This window comes from Natrinema amylolyticum (genome assembly GCF_020515625.1).
Taxonomy (GTDB): Archaea; Halobacteriota; Halobacteria; order Halobacteriales; family Natrialbaceae; genus Natrinema; species Natrinema amylolyticum.
This window is the reverse complement of sequence record NZ_JAIWPJ010000003.1, coordinates 37,410-55,459: the sequence shown is the minus strand read 5'-3', so window position 1 is coordinate 55,459 and position 18,050 is coordinate 37,410. Positions and strand designations below refer to the sequence as shown.

12 protein-coding genes are annotated in these 18,050 nt (G+C 65.9%); 7 read left to right on the top strand and 5 right to left on the bottom strand.

Going from position 1 to position 18,050, the window contains the following annotated elements:
• The first annotated feature begins 388 nt into the window (after positions 1 to 388).
• On the top strand, positions 389 to 1,786 hold the full coding sequence (locus tag LDH66_RS15925; protein ID WP_226482078.1) for a permease: 1,398 nt from the start codon (positions 389 to 391) through the stop codon (positions 1,784 to 1,786).
• A 67-nt stretch (positions 1,787 to 1,853) separates the two neighbouring features.
• Here the strand turns inward: LDH66_RS15925 and LDH66_RS15920 are convergent, their stop codons facing one another.
• Complete coding sequence (locus LDH66_RS15920) at positions 1,854 to 2,051, bottom strand: CopZ family metallochaperone (RefSeq protein WP_226482077.1); 198 nt, start codon at positions 2,049 to 2,051, stop codon at positions 1,854 to 1,856.
• Between the two features lie 127 nt (positions 2,052 to 2,178).
• On the opposite strand from LDH66_RS15920, the gene LDH66_RS15915 reads away from it, so the two are divergent.
• Both LDH66_RS15915 and LDH66_RS15910 read left to right on the top strand, forming a co-directional pair.
• Positions 2,179 to 2,769 carry an AsnC family transcriptional regulator gene (locus tag LDH66_RS15915; protein WP_226482076.1) on the top strand — a complete coding sequence of 197 codons (591 nt, stop codon included), beginning with the start codon at positions 2,179 to 2,181 and terminating at the stop codon, positions 2,767 to 2,769.
• Positions 2,770 to 2,853: 84 nt separating this feature from the next.
• Positions 2,854 to 5,457 carry a heavy metal translocating P-type ATPase gene (locus tag LDH66_RS15910; RefSeq protein WP_226482075.1) on the top strand — a complete coding sequence of 868 codons (2,604 nt, stop codon included), beginning with the start codon at positions 2,854 to 2,856 and terminating at the stop codon, positions 5,455 to 5,457.
• 111 nt (positions 5,458 to 5,568) lie between these two features.
• Here LDH66_RS15910 and LDH66_RS15905 read toward each other — a convergent pair whose 3' ends face one another.
• Together LDH66_RS15905 and LDH66_RS15900 are read right to left on the bottom strand one after the other, a co-directional pair.
• Positions 5,569 to 6,285: a DUF4382 domain-containing protein gene (locus tag LDH66_RS15905; RefSeq protein WP_226482074.1), complete on the bottom strand. Its 717-nt coding sequence runs from the start codon at positions 6,283 to 6,285 to the stop codon at positions 5,569 to 5,571.
• Positions 6,286 to 6,400: 115 nt separating this feature from the next.
• Positions 6,401 to 7,075, bottom strand: coding sequence for a stage II sporulation protein M (locus LDH66_RS15900; RefSeq protein ID WP_226482073.1), 675 nt, complete (start codon positions 7,073 to 7,075; stop codon positions 6,401 to 6,403).
• Positions 7,076 to 7,176: 101 nt separating this feature from the next.
• Between LDH66_RS15900 and LDH66_RS15895 the strand changes: the two genes are divergently transcribed.
• The 3 genes from LDH66_RS15895 to LDH66_RS15885 all read left to right on the top strand — a co-directional run bounded on the left by LDH66_RS15895 (position 7,177) and on the right by LDH66_RS15885 (position 11,484).
• Complete coding sequence (locus LDH66_RS15895; RefSeq protein WP_226482072.1) at positions 7,177 to 8,475, top strand: amidohydrolase; 1,299 nt, start codon at positions 7,177 to 7,179, stop codon at positions 8,473 to 8,475.
• 181 nt (positions 8,476 to 8,656) lie between these two features.
• Positions 8,657 to 9,946 (top strand): hypothetical protein, encoded by a 1,290-nt coding sequence (locus LDH66_RS15890; RefSeq protein ID WP_226482071.1) that lies wholly within the window; start codon positions 8,657 to 8,659, stop codon positions 9,944 to 9,946.
• 248 nt (positions 9,947 to 10,194) lie between these two features.
• Entirely contained in the window at positions 10,195 to 11,484 is a 1,290-nt protein-coding gene (locus LDH66_RS15885) for an adenosylhomocysteinase (protein WP_226482070.1), read from the top strand.
• A gap of 151 nt (positions 11,485 to 11,635) precedes the next feature.
• Here LDH66_RS15885 and LDH66_RS15880 read toward each other — a convergent pair whose 3' ends face one another.
• Both LDH66_RS15880 and ddfA read right to left on the bottom strand, forming a co-directional pair.
• A complete protein-coding gene (locus LDH66_RS15880; protein WP_226482069.1) occupies positions 11,636 to 12,454 on the bottom strand; it encodes a PAS domain-containing protein in 819 nt (272 codons plus the stop codon).
• 117 nt (positions 12,455 to 12,571) lie between these two features.
• Positions 12,572 to 12,829, bottom strand: a complete 258-nt coding sequence (gene ddfA / locus LDH66_RS15875) for a DdfA family disk-determining factor (RefSeq protein WP_226482068.1) — start codon at positions 12,827 to 12,829, stop codon at positions 12,572 to 12,574.
• Positions 12,830 to 13,121: 292 nt separating this feature from the next.
• On the opposite strand from ddfA, the gene LDH66_RS15870 reads away from it, so the two are divergent.
• Positions 13,122 to 18,044, top strand: coding sequence for a PAS domain S-box protein (locus LDH66_RS15870; RefSeq protein WP_226482067.1), 4,923 nt, complete (start codon positions 13,122 to 13,124; stop codon positions 18,042 to 18,044).
• Positions 18,045 to 18,050 lie beyond the last annotated feature (6 nt).

The following is an 18,050-nucleotide window of genomic DNA, read 5'->3' as shown; positions in this document are numbered from 1 at the left end:
CTCTATCTAGAGAGACGACCTCCGTACTCAATGCGATTCTGCCTTCGAACCTCGTGTCTATATGCGGAATATCTTTGATATCCATAGTTTAGAATAGCTACCACTATGCGATCATAATTGAACCGAGACCAGTGAACCACCCGTTCAGAGCGTGTTGAACCACTCGATACCCGCTTCCAGCGGAGTATATTCACGTGTAGAACCGTTTTGCGTGATCGGTGGCCTCATTGATCCCTGCACTGGGACGCCACGATACCAACGAGCGGTCTTCACGCCATCCTCTGCAATACAAACTCCACCTTCCACTTTGGATACCAGTGTCTGGGCCGGATCAGACAACGCTTTTCGAAGGAGAACAGCAATAGCCGCTCCATCCGATCTACTACACATGGAGGCGACACTTATCGATGGGATCCTCGAGTCGCTCCGGATCGGCTTCGGGTTCCTCTGGACGGCGGCGTGGGCGATCATCATGGGACTCACGATCACGAGTCTCGTTCAGGTGTACGTCTCGAAGGAGCGAATGGCGAACGTTCTCGGGGAGAGCAACCTCACGAGCCTCGCGAAGGCGACGGCGTTCGGTGCGGCGAGTAGCGGCTGTAGCTTCGGTGCCGTCGCCATCGGTAAAGGACTGTTCGCGAAGGGCGCGCACGCGGTGAACTTCCTCGCGTTCATGTTCGCTTCGACGAACCTCATCGTCGAACTCGGATTGATGATCCTGATTCTGCTGGGCTGGGAGTTCCTCGTTGCGGAACTCCTCGGCGGACTCGTCCTCATCGCGGTCATGGCCGTTATCGTCCGCGTGACGCTCCCGGAGACGCTGTTCGACGAGGTTCGCACGGAACTCGAGCGACACGACCGCGACCACGGCGATATGACGGATCCGACCTGCGGCATGGAGGGGACGGACGAACACGCCATCGTGACCGACGGCGGCGAGACGCTGCGATTCTGCTCCGAGGGCTGTCTGGAGACCTATCGGCAGCAGACGGCGAGTAGCGGCGAGTGGTACGACGAACTCCGGTCGTGGGGCGGCTGGTACAAACTTGGGAACCAGTATCGCAAGGAGTGGTCGATGATCTGGAAGGACGTCGTCGCGGGGTTTCTCATCTCGGGCTTCGTCATCGTGTTCGTTCCGCAGTGGGTCTGGAACGCGCTGTTCCTCGAGGGCGATGGCCTGCTCGTGACCGCCGAAAACGCGATAATGGGCGTCGTGATCGCCGTCATTAGCTTCGTCGGGAGCATGGGGAACGTCCCGTTCGCGGTCGCCCTCTGGGGTGGTGGTATCAGCTTCGCCGGCGTCATCGCGTTCGTCTACGCCGATCTCATCACGATCCCGGTGTTGAACATCTACCGAAAGTACTACGGCTGGAACGTCATGCTGTACATCCTCGGCGTCTTTTTCGTGACGATGGCCTTCACCGGCTTTCTCATGGAACTGCTCTTCGACGCGCTCGGAATCGTCCCGAACTTGGCGGGCGGTGAGACGGCGACCGAGCAGCAGTACTTCGAGTTGAACTACACCTTCTATCTCAACCTCGTTGCGTTCGGGCTCTCCGGGTTTCTCCTGTACGTGTACCGTCGCGGCCTCGGTGCCCCCGGCCGGTACCGTGATCCGGTCTGTGGTATGCGAACCGACGACGACGGCCCGAACGCCACGTACGACGGCGAGACCTATTATTTCTGTTCGGCTTCCTGCAAGCGGGCGTTCGAGGACGCACCGGACGACTTCGCGGCGCACCCGCCACGGGTTTCGGACGCCGGCTCGTCGCACGACCATCACTGATCCAGGGCCCAAGGAGCGGCCGGCAGTGGCCGTTACAATACGAGTTCACCCGCTGCTCGAGTTCCGTCTACGCCGTTGCGTCGTAACCGGCGTCATTGACCGCGCTGACGAGATCCGCGGTCTCTGCATCCCCCTCGACTGTCGCCTGCTCTGCGTCGCGATCCACGTCGACCGACTCGACGCCCGCTACATCCTCGAGCGCGTCTTCGACGGTCTGCTCGCAGTGTTCGCAGGACATGCCTTCGACGGTGATCGTCTGACTCATACGAGAACGGAGGGGCCCCCGGACTTTGTGCGTTTCTGCTTTCGATTCTAGGACGATCGGGAACACGAGTTTCGATTCCAAAGGGGGAGGGCGGCACGCTCTTTTCACTCGAGTCCGAACGGGACGTATGCGCGACCTCGACGAGACCGACATGGAAATCCTGCGACTGCTGGGCGAGAACGCCCGCCGGCCCTTCAGCGACATCGCCGACGAGGTGGGACTCTCCGGACCCGCGGTCTCGGATCGCGTCCGACGACTCGAGGAGACGGGCGTCATCGAGCGCTTCACCGTCGACGTGGATCAGTCACAGCTCCGGGCGGGGGTGCCAGTGTTCGTCCGGGCGACCGTTCCTGCGGCCGACATCGACGACTGCAAGGCGGCGATCGCGGACGCCGACGCCGTCGAGCACGTGTTCGTCACTGCCGACGGCGAGGTGTGGTTCTACGCTCGCGCCCAGGTTCAGCGGGTTCGCGAGTGGCTCGAGGGCCTGCTCCCCGACGCGGACGGCGTCGACTACGACGTGACGCTGATGGACGACGCCGAGTGGACGCCCTCGCTCGACGGGACGCAGTTCGCCCTCACCTGTGCGGAGTGTGGCAACACCGTCGATAGCGAGGGCGAGTCGAGCCGCATCGGTGGGGAGGTTCACCACTTCTGCTGTTCGTCCTGTCAGAGCCGGTTCGAGGACCGATACGACCGCCTCGAGGAGGGGGTCTGAGTTTCGATCCGAAGCTACGCACCGCGCTGAACTTTGGATTTCGACCAGTAAAGGGGGTAAGGCGGGGTCACCTAGAGGTCACTAATGAGCACCCGGACCGCACACCTGGCCATCCGGGGCATGAGCTGTGCGAACTGCTCGCAGACGATCAGCGATGCCCTGGAATCCCTCGACGGCGTGGACGAGGCGAACGCGAACTTCGCCACGGACGAGGGAACCGTCGAGTACGACCCCGACGAGGTATCGCTGTCCGAGATCTATGCGGCGATCGACGAAGCCGGCTACGAGGCCGACCGCTCGAGTCGCTCGATCGGGATCTCGGACATGACCTGCGCGAACTGCGCGGAGACCAACGAGTCGGCCCTCGAGTCCGTCCCCGGCGTTATCGAGGCGGAGGTCAACTACGCGACCGACGAGGCGTCCGTCGCGTACAACCCGGCCGACGCCTCGCTCGGGGACCTCTACGCGGCGATCGAGGACGCCGGCTACACGCCCGTCCGCGACGAGGGTGGCGAGGGCGATGAGTCGGATCAGGAGCGCCGCGACGCGGCCCGACAGGCCGAAATCCGCAAGCAGCGTCGGCTGACGATCTTCGGCGCGATCCTGTCGGCCCCGTTCCTGTTCTTCCTCGCTAATAGGTTCCTGCTCGGCGGAGCGGTCCTGCCGGAGACGATCTTCGGCGTCGAATTCGGCTGGGTCGAGTTCCTGCTCGCGACGCCCGTCTACGTCCTGCTGGGCCGGGAGTTCCTCGAGAACTCCTACACCGCCCTCGTCAGGAACCGGACCGCCAACATGGACGTGCTGATCGCGCTGGGCTCGTCGACGGCGTACTTCTACAGCCTCGTGGTCCTGCTGGACCTGCTGGCGGGGAACCTCTACTTCGACACCGCCGCGATGATCCTCGTGTTCATCACGCTGGGCAACTACCTCGAGGCCCGCTCGAAGGGCCAGGCCGGTGACGCCCTGCGGAAACTGCTCGAGATGGAGGCCGAGACGGCGACGCTGGTCGACGAGGATGGCAACGAGACCGAGGTACCGCTCGAGGACGTCTCGGTCGGCGACCGGATGAAGGTCCGGCCGGGCGAGAAGGTCCCGACCGACGGCGTCGTCGTGGACGGTCAGTCGGCGGTCGACGAGTCGATGGTGACCGGCGAGTCCGTCCCCGTCGAGAAGGAGTCCGGCGACGAGGTGATCGGCTCGACGATCAACGAGAACGGCGTGCTGGTCGTCGAGGCCACCAAGGTCGGCGAGGACACGGCGCTGCAGGGGATCGTCCAGACCGTCAAGGAAGCCCAGTCTCGCCAGCCGGAGATCCAGAACCTCGCGGACCGTATCTCGGCGTACTTCGTCCCCGCGGTCATCCTCAATGCGACGTTCTGGGGACTCGTCTGGTTCCTCTTCTCCGGGACGCTGGCCGGCGTCGTCGGCGCGCTGCCGCTGTGGGGACTGGTCGGCGGCGGTCCGGCCGCCCTCTCGACGTTCGAGTTCGCCGTCGTCGTCTTCGCCTCGTCCGTGCTGATCGCCTGCCCCTGTGCGCTCGGGCTGGCGACGCCCGCGGCGACGATGGTCGGCTCCACGCTGGGCGCGCAAAACGGCGTCCTGTTCAAGGGCGGTGACATCTTGGAGCGCGCGCGAGATGTCGACACCGTCGTCTTCGACAAGACCGGGACGCTGACGACCGGCGAGATGACCCTGACCGACGTGGTCGCGCTCGAGGACGAGGGCGACCGAGCGGCCGCCGACGGCGGCAATGCCGCGGCCGATGGAGGAGCGGTGGCCGCTCGAACGAGGCTCGATCGGGACGAGGTGCTCCGACTCGCCGCCAGCGCCGAGCGCGACAGCGAACACCCGCTCGCCCGAGCCATCGTCGAGGGTGCCGAGGAGCGCGGCCTCGCGCTCTCAGACCCCGAGTCGTTCGAGAACGTCCCCGGACAGGGCGTCCGGACGACCGTCGACGGTCGCGAGGTGCTGGTCGGCAACCGGCGGCTGCTCGAGAGCGAGGGCGTCGATCCCGCGCCCGCCGAGAGCGAGATGGAACGGCTCGAGCGCGAGGGCAAGACCGCGATGCTGGTCGCGGTCGACGGCGCGGTCGCGGGCGTTGTCGCCGACGCCGACACGGTCAAGGAGAGTTCCGCCGAGGCGGTCGGCGAACTGCGCGAGCGCGGACTCGACGTCATGATGATCACCGGCGACAACGAGCGAACGGCCCGCGCCGTCGCCGAACGGGTCGGGATCGATCCCGACAACGTTCGAGCCGGCGTCCTCCCCGAGGACAAGGCCGACGCGGTCGAGGACATTCAGTCGACGGGTCGCAAGGCGATGATGGTCGGCGACGGGGTCAACGACGCGCCTGCGCTGGCCGTCGCCCACGTCGGCACCGCAATCGGCTCCGGGACGGACGTGGCCATCGAGGCGGCGGACGTGACGCTGATGCGCGACGACCCCTTCGACGTGGTGAAGGCGATTCGCATCTCGGAGGCGACGCTGGCGAAGATCAAGCAGAACCTCGTCTGGGCGCTGGGATACAACACCGCGATGATCCCGCTGGCCTCGCTCGGGCTGCTCCAACCGGTGTTAGCGGCCGGCGCGATGGCGCTGTCGTCCGTCTCGGTCCTCTCGAACAGCCTGCTGTTCCGCCGGTACACGCCGAACCGCGACTACGAACTGCTCGGTCGGCTCCGGCGCTGATCGGCGCGGGACGATGGGCTGATCGGCGCGCGACGACGGGTTCCGACCCGTCGCGATCGTCCGCCGCGCGGTGTCGCTGGCAACGGCGTCCGTCGCACGGCGTCGGTCACGTTAATTTCCGTCCGCTCCCTCGCTGACGTCGCGAATCTCGACGTCGTCGCCCGTCCCGCTCTGGCTGATCACCGGTTTCAAGATGTACTTTCCGCTCTTGCCGGCCTTGTGGGGCGCGATGTCGTAGACGAAGTCGACCCGCTCGCCGTCCCCGACGGTGAACGTCGTGTGAAGCTGGAGCTTCTCGCTCGGCAGTTTCACCCTCGTCTCGCTCCCGTCGGTCAGGACGCCCTCGGTATCGCTGACGTAGAGGAACACCGTCTCGTAGTCGCCGGCGGGGAGATCGAACTCGTCGACCACGGACGCGTTCGCGCCTTTCAGTTCGGTGAGGTCGACCGTGCGTTCGTCGACGTCGTACTCGATCCAGCGCTCGTCGCTGCCGTCTCCGTCGTTTCCGTCGTCGCCGTTCTCGTCCGTTTCGGTCGCCGACTCGTCGCCGTCGTCGGACTCGTTCCCGCCGGCGGTCTCGTTCGCGTCACTGTCGCTCACCTCACCGGTCCGCTCGAAGCCGACCGCCGTGATCGTCACGTTGAGGTGTTCGAAGTCGTCGATCGCGTTCGGTTCGTCGCTGAGGTAGAACGCGACCGTTCCCGTCCCCTCGCTCGAGGAGCCGTCAGTCGATTCGTCGGTGCCGACGTTCCCACCCATCCCACCGGTACAGCCGGCGGTGACGACGAGGGCTGCAACGAGTACCAATCGGGCCGCACGTCTGTTCATGTGCAGTGACCGTCCGCTCACGGAGAAAAGGGCGACGACGATTGGGTCCGTTTACGATCGTTCATTCCCGGAAAACTAGCCGAAACGGCACGTCTGCTGCTGGGCGGAGTGACGGTCAAGCGGCGGTACTCATCCCCTCGAGTCGCTCGGCGAAGAGGGTCTCGAGGAGAACGGGCGTGACGAAGGCCTCGACCAGAGCAGCGACGACGAGCAGTAGCCAGCCGGCGAGGACGAGGAGCCCCGTCCGGTAGAGATAGGGCCTCGTGAAGACGGCGTCGCGGGTGCCGCGAATTCGCTGGCCGAACCGATAGAGGAGTCGGAAACCGACGCCGGCGGCGATGAACAGCGCCGGAAGCTCGAAGATCCCGTGGGGGAGCAGCCCCACGAGGATGTAATCGAGACCGACGTCCCTGGTGACGTACGCGCCGACGTTCCCGACGATAACGCCGTTGAACACCATCGCCCAGGCCGTCAGGAGGCCGAGGCTCAGCGCACCGACGATCGATAGCAGGAACGCACGGGTGTTGTTCACGAGCAGAAAGCGCGCCAGATCGACGTTGCTCTCACTACCGATGTCCGGGAACAGCGGTTCTCCGACCATCTCCTCGATGATCTCGAGCAGGTTGTAGCCCGCGAGCATGAGGAGGACGCCGACGACGATCCCGAACGCGAACAGACCGGCGGCGAACCCGACGTAGCGACTGTGTTCGTCCCAGGCGTCCGCGAGCGCCTCGCGGGGCGGATAGCCGCCGGCCCGGCGCTCGTGGTCGTGCTGTAGACCTGAATCCATATCGATACGTCTTCGAAAGAAACCATAAACCCGGCGACTCGTCTCGGCGCACTGACCAGTGTATCGACAGTATAAGGCCGCCTGAGGAGAACCCTGAGCCAATGACGACGCTCGCGATCATCGACGGACAGGTGCTTCGCTCCGATCTGACGGTGACGACTGCGGACGTACTGATCGATCAGGACAGCGGCGAGATCCGCGAGATCGGGGCCGATCTCGCGGCGGCGGCCGACGAGACGCTCGACGCGGCGGACTCGCTCGTCACGCCGGGGTTCGTCAACGGCCACTGTCACGTCGCGATGACGCTCCTGCGGGGGTACGCCGACGACAAACCGCTCGACGCGTGGCTGCAGGAGGACATCTGGCCCGCCGAGGGGGAGCTGACGGCCGACGACGTCCGTATCGGTGCCGAGCTGGGGCTGCTCGAGCTGATCAAATCCGGCGTCACCGCGTTCGCGGACATGTACTTCCACGTGCCCGAGGTCGCCGCCGCGGTCGAAACCGCCGGTCTCCGGGCCCGCCTCGGCCACGGCATCGTCACCGTCGGCAAGGACGGCGAGACCGCTCGCGAGGACGCGACCACGAGCCTCGAGATCACCCGCGAGTACGACGGCGCGGCCGACGGCCGAATCTCGACGGCGTTCATGCCCCACTCCCTGACGACCGTCGGGAGCGAGTACCTCGAGGAGTTCGTTCCCAGAGCGCGAGAAACGGGCGTTCCGATCCACTACCACGCCAACGAGACCGCAGACGAGGTCGCGCCGATCGTCGACGAGCACGGGGTCCGGCCGCTCGAGTACGCCGCCGATCGCGGTCTCCTCGAGCCCGAGGACTTCGTCGCACACGGCGTTCACGTCGACGAGACCGAGATCGACCTGCTCGCCGAGGCCGGGACCGGCGTGATCCACTGCCCGGCCTCGAACATGAAACTCGCCAGTGGGATGGCCCCAATCGAACGGATGCGCGAGGCAGGCGTCACCGTCGGTCTCGGAACGGACGGCGCGGCCTCGAACAACGACCTCTCCATGCTCGACGAGGCCCGCGACGCGGCCATGCTGGGTAAGCTCGCGGCGGACGACGCCAGCGCGGTGCCCGCCGAGGCCGTCGTCGAGATGATGACGCGGGGCAGCGCCGACGCGATCGGCCTCGAGTCCGGCCGCCTCGAGGCGGGCGCGCCGGCCGACCTCGCGGTGATCGACCTCGAACAGCCCCATCTCACGCCGCCGCACGACCTCGTGAGCCACCTCGCCTACGCGGCCGCGGCGGCCGACGTTCGCCACACCGTCTGCGACGGCCGGGTGCTCATGCGTGACCGCGAGGTACTGTCGCTCGAGGAAGCGGCGGTTCGAGAGCGAGCGCTCGAGGCGGCGGAATCGTTGGTCGAGCGGGCCGATGCCTAGTCGGTCCGTCTGACTGAACGAACAGTCGGACGGTCGGTGATAAACGTTCAGAACTCCCGATAAACGCTAAAAACGGTTTTCGGAGCGTCTACGCGGAGTGAAAACGGCGAGAACGTCCGTCGGGGTTTATTCAGGTATCCGTGAATATCCTGACTGGATGAAACATCATCGACTACTAACGATGGCACTGGTTGCCGCGATGCTCCTGTCCGCGCTCGCACCGCTGGGAACGGCGGCAGCGCAGACGGACGACGGCGACCTCGATATGGACGTCGACTACGAGGGCGATGACCTCGTCGTCACGATCGACGCGAACGAGAGCGTCGAAAACGCGACCGTCGACGTGACGGCGTTCGACAACGAGTCGTACGCGGGCGAGGGTAACTACACGACCGATGAGAACGGCACCGTCGTTCTCGACGCCCCCGAAGACTCGGTCAACGTCACGATTACCGCGTCGACCGACGACGGGAACGAGACCGACGGCGACTCGACCGACACGACGGTCACGATCGACGAGGACTCGGTCGAGGAAACGGAGTCTCCCGAGGAGGAGACTGAGGACGAACTCGCGGACAACGAGACCGCCGACAACGAGACCCTCGATAACGAGACTGAGGACAACGAAACCGACGACAACGAGACCCTCGACAACGAGACCGAGGACGAGCTCGAGGACAACGAGACTCTCGATAACGAAACTGCGGACAACGAAACTGACGAGAACGAGACCGACGAGAACGCGTCGAACTTCGGCGCGCTCGTCTCGGAGTTCGTCGAGGACGCCGACAACGAGTCCGACGGACCGGTCGGCATCTCCGTCGCGACCTTCGTCGTCGCGAACAACCCGGGTAACGCGCCCGACCACGCCGGACCGCCGGCCCACGCCGGTCCGCCGAGCGATGACGACGACCTCGAGGACAACGAGACCGAGACCGAGGATAACGAGACTCTCGACAACGAAACCGAGGACGAGGACGACCTCGAGGACAACGAAACCGAAGACGACGCTGACGACAACGAGACCGACGACGGCGACGACGATAGCGATGACGAGTCCGCCGGCGGTCCGCCGGCCCACGCCGGCCCGCCGAGCGATGACGACGCCGACGACGAGGACGACAGCGACGACGAGGAGACTGAGGACGACAGCGGCGAACAAGGTCCGCCGGACCATGCTGGCCCGCCGAGCGACGATGAACGAGGTCCGCCTGAAGACGCCGGTCAGTCCGGCGATGACGACGGCGACGCTGAAGACAGCGAGGAGGAAGCGGAAGACGACGCTGAAGACAGCGAGGAGGAAGCGGAAGACGACGCTGAAGACAGCGAAGAAGAAGCAGAAGACGACGCTGAAGACAGCGAAGATGAAGAAGACGACGACGCTGACGACAGCGAAGACGAAGAGGACGACGATGGCAACGATAACCGCGGAAACGGTGGCGGTCCGCCGGATCACGCCGGACCGAACTAACGGCCACCGCACTGATCCGTTTCGACCGGAACCGATCCGCGTCCGAGAGACGCCGCGATGATACCGGGTTGTCAGAGGCACGGTCTTCGACGGCGTCGCGAAACGGTCACAGCGCGACGATCGGCAGCGGGCCGCCGCTCGCGCCGCTGACCGGCGCGGACTCGATCGCTCTCGATTTTCACTTCCGTTTCACGCCGTGACGCGATGGCTTCGGTAGCGTTTTTGCCGCGCTCGCACTCAGTCGATCCATGACCGAGACCGAGTACCCCCCGATCAGCGAGCAGTTGGACGACCTCGAGTCCGCTCGCGAGGAGGGACGCCGGAAGATGGACTGGGCCGCTCAACACATGCCGATCCTGGAGCACGTCCGCGAGGAGTTCGTCGCCAACCAGCCGTTCGAGGGCGAGCGCATCGGCATGGCGATGCACGTCGAGGCCAAGACGGCGATCCTCGTCGAGACGCTCGCGGAGGGCGGCGCCGAGGTAGCGGTAACGGGCTGCAACCCGCTCTCGACCCACGACGACGTGTCGGCGGCGCTCGACACCCACGAGAACATCACCAGCTACGCCAAGCGCGGCGTCGACGACGACGAGTACTACGCCGCGATCGAGGCCGTCATCGCCCACGAGCCGACGGTCACCGTCGACGACGGGATGGACCTCGTCGCCGCGATCCACGAGGACTACCCCGAACTGATCGACGGCATCGTTGGCGGGGCCGAAGAGACGACCACCGGCGTCCACCGCCTGCGCGCGATGGACCGTGACGGGGCGCTTGACTATCCCGTATTTGCTGTGAACGACACCCCCATGAAGCGGCTGTTCGACAACGTCCACGGCACCGGCGAGTCCTCGCTGGCCTCCATCGCCATGACCACGAACCTCTCGTGGGCCGGCAAGAACGTCGTCGTCGCGGGCTACGGGTACTGCGGCAAGGGCGTCGCACAGAAGGCTTCGGGCCAGAACGCGAACGTCATCGTCACCGAAGTCGAGCCCCGCCGCGCGCTCGAGGCCCACATGGAGGGCTACGACGTCATGCCGATGGCCGAGGCCGCCGAAGTGGGCGACGTCTTCCTGACGACGACGGGTAACCGCGACGTCATCGTCGAGGAGCACTTCGAGAAGATGCAGGACGGCGTCTTGCTCGCCAACGCGGGCCACTTCGACATCGAGATCGATCTCGAGGCGTTAGACGACCTCGCGGCCGACCGCTACGAGGCCCGCGACGGCGTCGAGGCCTACGAACTCGAGGACGGCCGCAAACTGAACGTCATCGCCGAGGGCCGTCTGGTCAATCTCGCCGCGCCCGTCTCGCTGGGCCACCCAGTCGAGGTCATGGACCAGAGCTTCGGCATTCAGGCAGTCTGTGTGCGAGAGATGCTCGAGAACAGTGACGCCTACGACGCCGGCGTCCACGACGTTCCCGACGACCTCGACCGCGAGATCGCCGAGATCAAACTCGAGGCCGAGGGCGTCGACTTCGATTCGCTGACCGAGACCCAGCGCGAGTACATGGACTCCTGGGACCACGGGACGTAAGCGCTCCCGGGCGGATTTCGTCGAAGCGTTCACGCTGACGGCGCCGCGGTGGCGCGCGCTGCGCCGACGTTCGCCGCCGGCGAATCCCGGACCAAATCTGCCGTGCAAGCGAACTCTCGCTCTCCGCCGCCGATTCGACGGACAGCGACAGTCAGTCCTCGAGCCCGCTGCTTTCCTCGGCCTCGTCGACTACGACCACTAAACTTCCATCCTCGAGGCCGCCGAACTGAACCCGTGCCGCGAACGTCGCGCCCGTGGTCCGTCGACCGGTGCAGGTGCCGGTCCACCGCCACCCCTCCGCGATGGTCGGAATCGCCGTCGACTCGAGTCGCTCGACGGCGTCGTCGGTGAACAGGTCTCGCCACGAGACGCCGTGGAGGGCGTCGTGCTCGTAGCCGAACTGCATCGCGAACGAGCGGCTCGCGAACTGGATCTCGCCGTCGGGATCGACGATCGCAACGCCGTCACCGGCGAACTCGACGCTCGCGAGCGACCGTCGCGACAGCGCGGTCAATCGATGGCGCTCGAGGAGGTCGGAGACGCGGTCGGCGAGCCGGGCGCGCGTTTCGTCCCGTTCGATCACGACGGTCCAGTCGTACGACCGGACCGCGTCCGCGAGTTCGGGCGTCCGCTCGTCCGCGAGGACGACGACCGGCAGGTCCGGCGCGGCGGCTCTGACCGTTTCGAGACGCTCGTCCAGCGTTTCGACGTCGGTCTGCACCGGCGTCTCCGCGTCCGCCGTCGCCGCGGGCGGCGACGAGAGGACCAGACAGTCGGCCGCGTCGGTCTCGCGGTCCGCGACAGCGTCCGCGAGCGTGGGGGCAACCTCGACAGTGATCTCGATCTCGTCGTCAGCGAACGCCCGTTCGATGCGGTCGCGTATTCCGTCCTCGCCGACGACCGAGACGGTCAGCCGCGTCGGTCGCAGTCGAACGGCCGGTTCGGAGACCGCAGTAGGGAGCGTTAACATCGATACCGCCCTCGTTCGCGAGTCGGCCAGTAGACACACCGCTCGCGGTGACTCGAGCGGCCGGACCGCCGGGTCGGGTCGCCACGGTTCATCGTCGGCACCGCCTTGGGTCGCCGGCTATCGATTGCCATGGACTGTCCCGTCGACCGTGACGGTGCCGTCGCTTCGAACCCCGACGAGCAGCCCGTCGTACTCGAACTCGACGCTGACGGCGGCGCTCGAGTCGGACCGGAAGAGTTGGTCGAGCGCCTCGGGATCGACGACGTTGTACAGCGGCTCGAGTTCGTACGTCTCAGTGTCGGTCGCGTCCGCGAGCGCCTCGACGACGCGCAGACTGATCGAATCGCTGTGGTAGTCCAGTGTAGTTTCGGTCATCTTAGTCGGTGAAACGCGAGCGACCTGTATCGGCTTACCCGTTATACACGTTATCTCGTCCCCGACGAGACACTACGTGTATAGCGTCGCGGCGAGATCGCCCGCCCGCGTCGCGTTCTTTCTCGACGTCCGACGGTCGAACGGCTCGAATCCGATTTCGGCCGGCGGCCCGGACTGTACACGTGGTGTCCGATCCGCCGATCGCTTCTCGAACGGATCCGCCGACTATATTCGAGCCAATCACAGTGGAAGTAACCGCGCGTATCATTGCCGGTCGTTCCATAGGAGGGGCATGGTCGTTGCCGCGGTCTTCACTGGAACGCTCGCGGATGCCAGGAGGGCGGTCGCAGTACTGCTCGGGACGATCGTCGCGGTCGTCGGCGTCGGGATGGGGTTCCCCGACACGGCGACGCTCGGACTCGAGCTGGGGCCGGTGCCCGGATTGTTCGTCGGGCTCGCCGCGCGGAACGGCTCTGATCGGTCGGACGACATCGAACGACTGACCGATGAGCTCCGTCAGTTCGTCTCGCGTCTCGACGGCGACGCGCCCGCGTCGTTCGCCGATGACCCCGATACCGCGGACAGCGCCAATTCCATCGATTTCATCATCGATCGAGACGACGAGATCGGCCGACTGTCCGAGGCCGTCGACGAACTGGCGGCGACGGTGCGCGACCGAGAACGGCGACGCGCCGAGAGCGAACGCTACCGTCAGGAGCTTTACCGAATTACGTCGGACCCGGACCTCCGTGGCGAGGCGAAGATCCGCCGACTGCTCGAGCTCGGCCGCGACCGGCTGGGGGTCGAGACGGGGCTCGTCTCCCGGATCGACGAGTCGGCGGACCGGTACGAGATCGAGACGGCCGTCGGCCGCGAGAGCGATCTGGAGGGTACCGAACTCGATCTGTCGACGATCTACTGCCGAGACGCGATCGAGTCGGACGACGTGCTGGGGATCTACGACGCGGCCGCGACGGGATGGGAAGCGCATCCGGCCGCCGAACGCGGGCTCAGCTGTTACATCGGCGCGAAGATCGTCGTCGACGACGAACTCTACGGAACGGTCTGCTTCCTCGACCGCGACCCCCGGGACCGACCGTTCACGCCGGCCGAAAAGTCGTTCGTCGATCTGTTGAGCCGCTGGATCAGCCAGTCGTTCGAACGGCGGCGGTACGTCCGGACGATCCGAGAGCGGGAGCGTCGCCTCGAGCAGGCTCGGGCGTTCACCGACGACATGCTCGACGCCGTCGACGACGTCGTCTATCTGCTCGACGAGGACGGCGAGATACAGCGCTGGAACGAGAGCCTCTGTGCGGTGACTGGCTACTCGGACGACGAGATCGCCGGGATGCACGCGGCGGAGTTCTTCGACGAGTCCGACCGAGAGTTCATCTCGGACGCGATCGCGGATTCGATCTCGATGACCGATACCCGAACCGAGGCGGCGCTCCGGACGAAGTCGGGCGAACGGATCCCCTACGAGTTCGTCGCCTCGCCGCTGGAAGATCCGTCGGGCGAGACGGTCCTCGCCGGCGTCGGCCGCGATATCAGCGACCGCAAGGAGAAGGAGCGACGGCTCGAGCGTCACGAGGTGTTCATGAACGACGTTCTGGACGCGTTAGACGACGTGTTCTACATCCTCGAGGAAAACGGCGATCTCCGGCGGTGGAACGAGACGCTGGTCGAGGTATCGGGATACTCGGACGCCGAGATCGAGTCGATGGACGCACTGGAGTTCTTCGACGAGGCGAACCGGGCGGTGATCCGCGACTCGATCGTGGAAGCGTTCGAGACGGGCGACACGCACGTCGAAGCGGAACTGGAGACGAAATCGGGGGAGCAAATCCCCTACGAGTTCATCGCGTCAGTGCTCGAGGATCCGGACGGAAAGCCGGTCGAAGTCGGTATCGGTCGCGACATCAGCGACCGCAAGGAAACCGAGCGCCGGCTTCGGGAGCGCGAGGCCCGCCTCGAGCGGACCACGCACATGCTCGAGCAGTCCCAGCGGCTGGCGAACGTCGGTGCCTGGGAACTCGACGTGAGCGAGGAGCCGTACAAGCCCCGGTGGACGGCCGAAGTCCACCGGATTCACGGCCTGTCGCCCGACGAGGAGATCGATCTGGATCAGGCGCTCGAGTTCTACCACCCGGAGGACCGGTCGCTGATCGAGGAGGCGGTCGAGCGCGCGATCGAGGACGGTGAACCGTACGACCTCGAAGTCCGTCTGCTCACCGACGAGGGAGAGCTGCAGTGGGTCCGAACGATAGGCGAGTCCGTCGAGGAAAACGGAGAGGTCGTCAAACTTCGGGGCTCGTTCCAGGACATCACCGAGCGCAAGGAGCGCGAACGCGAACTCGAGCGGTCCGAGACCATTATTCAGGCGCTGGACGAACTGGTGTACACGATCGACACGGACGGGCGCTTTACATTCCTGAACGACGCCCTCACGTCGATCACCGGCCACGAGCCGGACGAGCTGATCGGTGAGCACGTCTCGACGGTGATGGCAGAAGGGGACCTCGAGACGGCCCGCGACCGGGTCCGCGACCTGCTCCGCGCCGGCGCTCCCTCTCAGACGTTCGAGATGGATCTCGAGACCGTCGACGGCGACGTGATCGATGCCGAGAACCACATGGCGCTGTTACCGATGCCCGAGGGCGAGTTCGCCGGCACCGCGGGCGTCATCCGGGACATCACCGAGCGCAAGGAACGGGAGCGCGACCTCGAGCGCTTCGAGACGATCGTGCAGGCGTTAGACGAACTCGTGTACACGCTGGACGAAGCGGGTCGATTCACGTTCTTGAACGACGCCGTGACACCAATCCTCGGGTACGAGCCGGACGAGCTACTCGGCGAGCCCGCGGCGACGGTGATACCGTCTGACGACGTCGAGCGGGCACAGGCCACGATTCGCGAACTGCTCCGGTCCGAGGAACCCTCTCGGACCACCGAAATCGTTCTCGAGACCGTCGACGGCGACGAAATCGACGTCGAGAATCACATCGCGCTCCTGCCCATGGCGGACGACGAGTTCGCCGGCAGCGCGGGCGTCATCCGAGACATCACCGAGCGCAAGGAGCGCGAACGCGAACTCGAGCGGACGACGGAACTCCTCAAACAGGCCGAACGACTCGCCGGCATCGGCGGCTGGGAGCTCGACGTCAGCACCGAGCCGAATGCGGTGTCCCTGACGGACGGGTTGCGTCGACTGTACGACCTCCCGCTGGACGCGGACGTCGGTCCCAGACTGGCGTCCTCGTTTCCGCATCCGGACGACCGGCAGGCCGTCCTCGAGACCGTCGACGCGGCGCTCGAGGACGGCGAGAGCTACGAGATCGAACACCGCATGCGGACGGCCGAGGGAGACGAACGATGGGTCCGTTCGATCGGCGAACCCGTCCGAGAGGCCGGCCACCGATCCGACGGCAGTCCCCCGTCCGCCGACATCGTCGGCGTCCGCGGGACGATTCAGGACATCACCGAGCACAAGGAACGTGAACTGGCGCTCGAATCGCTCCATAGCGCCGCCCGCGACCTGCTCGGGTCCGAGACCCACGAGGAAGTCGCGGAACTGGTCGTCGACACCGCCGCGGAGATCCTCGAGGCCTCGGGCGTGGCCGTCTATCGGCTTGATTCCGACGTGAACCGGCTCGAACCAGTCGCCTATACGGACGGGTTCGCGACGCTCTGTGACGGCCCGCCGTCAGTCGCCGTCGGTGACGGCGACTCCGTCCTCTGGAACGCCTACGTGACGGGAACGGGGACCGTGGTCGACGATCCGGCGTCGTTCGATCGGTCGCAGGTCTTCGGTCCGACCGTCGAGAGCGGAATCGTCGTTCCGATCGGCGATCATGGCGTCTTCGCAGTCGCGTCGGGCGAGAAGCCGATCGACGCCGACGCTCGGCGGCTGATCGAGACGCTCGTCGCCACGACCGAGGCCGCGTTCGATCGCCTCGAGAGCGAGGCCAGCCTCCGCGAGCGGGAAGCGGAACTCGAGGAACGGAACCGGCGGCTCAACCGCCAAATCGAGAGTACGGAACTCATTAGACGGATCGACCAGTTGCTCATCGGAGCCGACAGCCGGGAGGAAATCGAGCGCACCGTCCCCGAACGGTTGCTCGAGGCCGAGAACATCGCGTTCGCGTGGATCGGGACTCTCGACGCCAGCGGCACGCGACTCGAGCCCCGCACCTGGGCCGGGCAGCGACAGGCGTATCTGGACGACGCGTCGCTCGCGTACGACGCGTCTACAGAGCCGGCCGTCCGGACCGCGCGGAGCGAAACGACGACGGTCGTCTCGAACGTCGTCGAGGGGTTACAGAGCGAGGGGTGGCGGCGACACGCCCTGGATTGCGGATTCCAGTCGGTCATCAGCGTCCCGCTCTCCTACGCCGAATACACCTACGGCGTTCTCACCGTGTACGCCGACGAGCCCGACGCGTTCGGCGACCTCGAGCGGACGGTGATAACGGAACTCGGGGAGGGGATCGCGAACGCGATCACGGCGGTGAAAACGCGGGAGGCGCTCCACGCCGAACGGCTGCTCGAACTCACGCTCCGGATCGAGGACGCGGACGACCTCCTCTCCCGGATCGCGACGGCGACGGGAGCCCGCGTCGAGTACGAGGGGCTCGGCTCTCACTCCGGCGACGAGACGCTGTTGTTCTTCGAAACGAGCGGCGTCCCGGCGGACGATGTGCGGACGGTCCTCGAGGACCTCGTTTCGGTCACCGAGTACCGCCTCCTCAGCGAGACGGACGGAACCTGTCGCTTCGAGGCGACCGTCGCCGGCGACGTCGTCGCCTCGCGGCTGGTCCGTCACGGCGCCAGCCCGCGCTCGATGCACGCGACCGGCGACGGCATGGAGGTCACCGTCGACGTCCCCACGGGAACCGACGTTCGTGAGTTCGTCGAGACGCTTCGAGAGCAGTACGCGACCGTCGAACTGAAGGCTCGCCGACACGTCGAGCGCTCGATGGGAACCCGAAGCGAACTCGTCACCTCGCTGTTCGACGTGCTCACCGACCGGCAACTCGAGGTGTTGCGGACGGCCTACTTCGCCGGCTTCTTCGACTGGCCCCGGGAGAGCACCGGCGAGGAGATCGCCGCCATGCTCGGCGTGACGCAGCCGACGGTCAACCGGCACCTGCGGATCGGCCAGCAGCGGCTACTGGCGCAGCTGTTCGAGGACGAGCTGCCGTCGACCGCGGGGTGAACTCTT

Coding starts and splice junctions, on each gene's coding strand:
- LDH66_RS15925 (WP_226482078.1), top strand. CDS start 389: ATGGAGGCGACACTTATCGATGGGATCCTCGAGTCGCTCCGGATCGGC.
- LDH66_RS15920 (WP_226482077.1), bottom strand. CDS start 2,051: ATGAGTCAGACGATCACCGTCGAAGGCATGTCCTGCGAACACTGCGAG.
- LDH66_RS15915 (WP_226482076.1), top strand. CDS start 2,179: ATGCGCGACCTCGACGAGACCGACATGGAAATCCTGCGACTGCTGGGC.
- LDH66_RS15910 (WP_226482075.1), top strand. CDS start 2,854: ATGAGCACCCGGACCGCACACCTGGCCATCCGGGGCATGAGCTGTGCG.
- LDH66_RS15905 (WP_226482074.1), bottom strand. CDS start 6,285: ATGAACAGACGTGCGGCCCGATTGGTACTCGTTGCAGCCCTCGTCGTC.
- LDH66_RS15900 (WP_226482073.1), bottom strand. CDS start 7,075: ATGGATTCAGGTCTACAGCACGACCACGAGCGCCGGGCCGGCGGCTAT.
- LDH66_RS15895 (WP_226482072.1), top strand. CDS start 7,177: ATGACGACGCTCGCGATCATCGACGGACAGGTGCTTCGCTCCGATCTG.
- LDH66_RS15890 (WP_226482071.1), top strand. CDS start 8,657: ATGGCACTGGTTGCCGCGATGCTCCTGTCCGCGCTCGCACCGCTGGGA.
- LDH66_RS15885 (WP_226482070.1), top strand. CDS start 10,195: ATGACCGAGACCGAGTACCCCCCGATCAGCGAGCAGTTGGACGACCTC.
- LDH66_RS15880 (WP_226482069.1), bottom strand. CDS start 12,454: ATGTTAACGCTCCCTACTGCGGTCTCCGAACCGGCCGTTCGACTGCGA.
- ddfA (WP_226482068.1), bottom strand. CDS start 12,829: ATGACCGAAACTACACTGGACTACCACAGCGATTCGATCAGTCTGCGC.
- LDH66_RS15870 (WP_226482067.1), top strand. CDS start 13,122: ATGGTCGTTGCCGCGGTCTTCACTGGAACGCTCGCGGATGCCAGGAGG.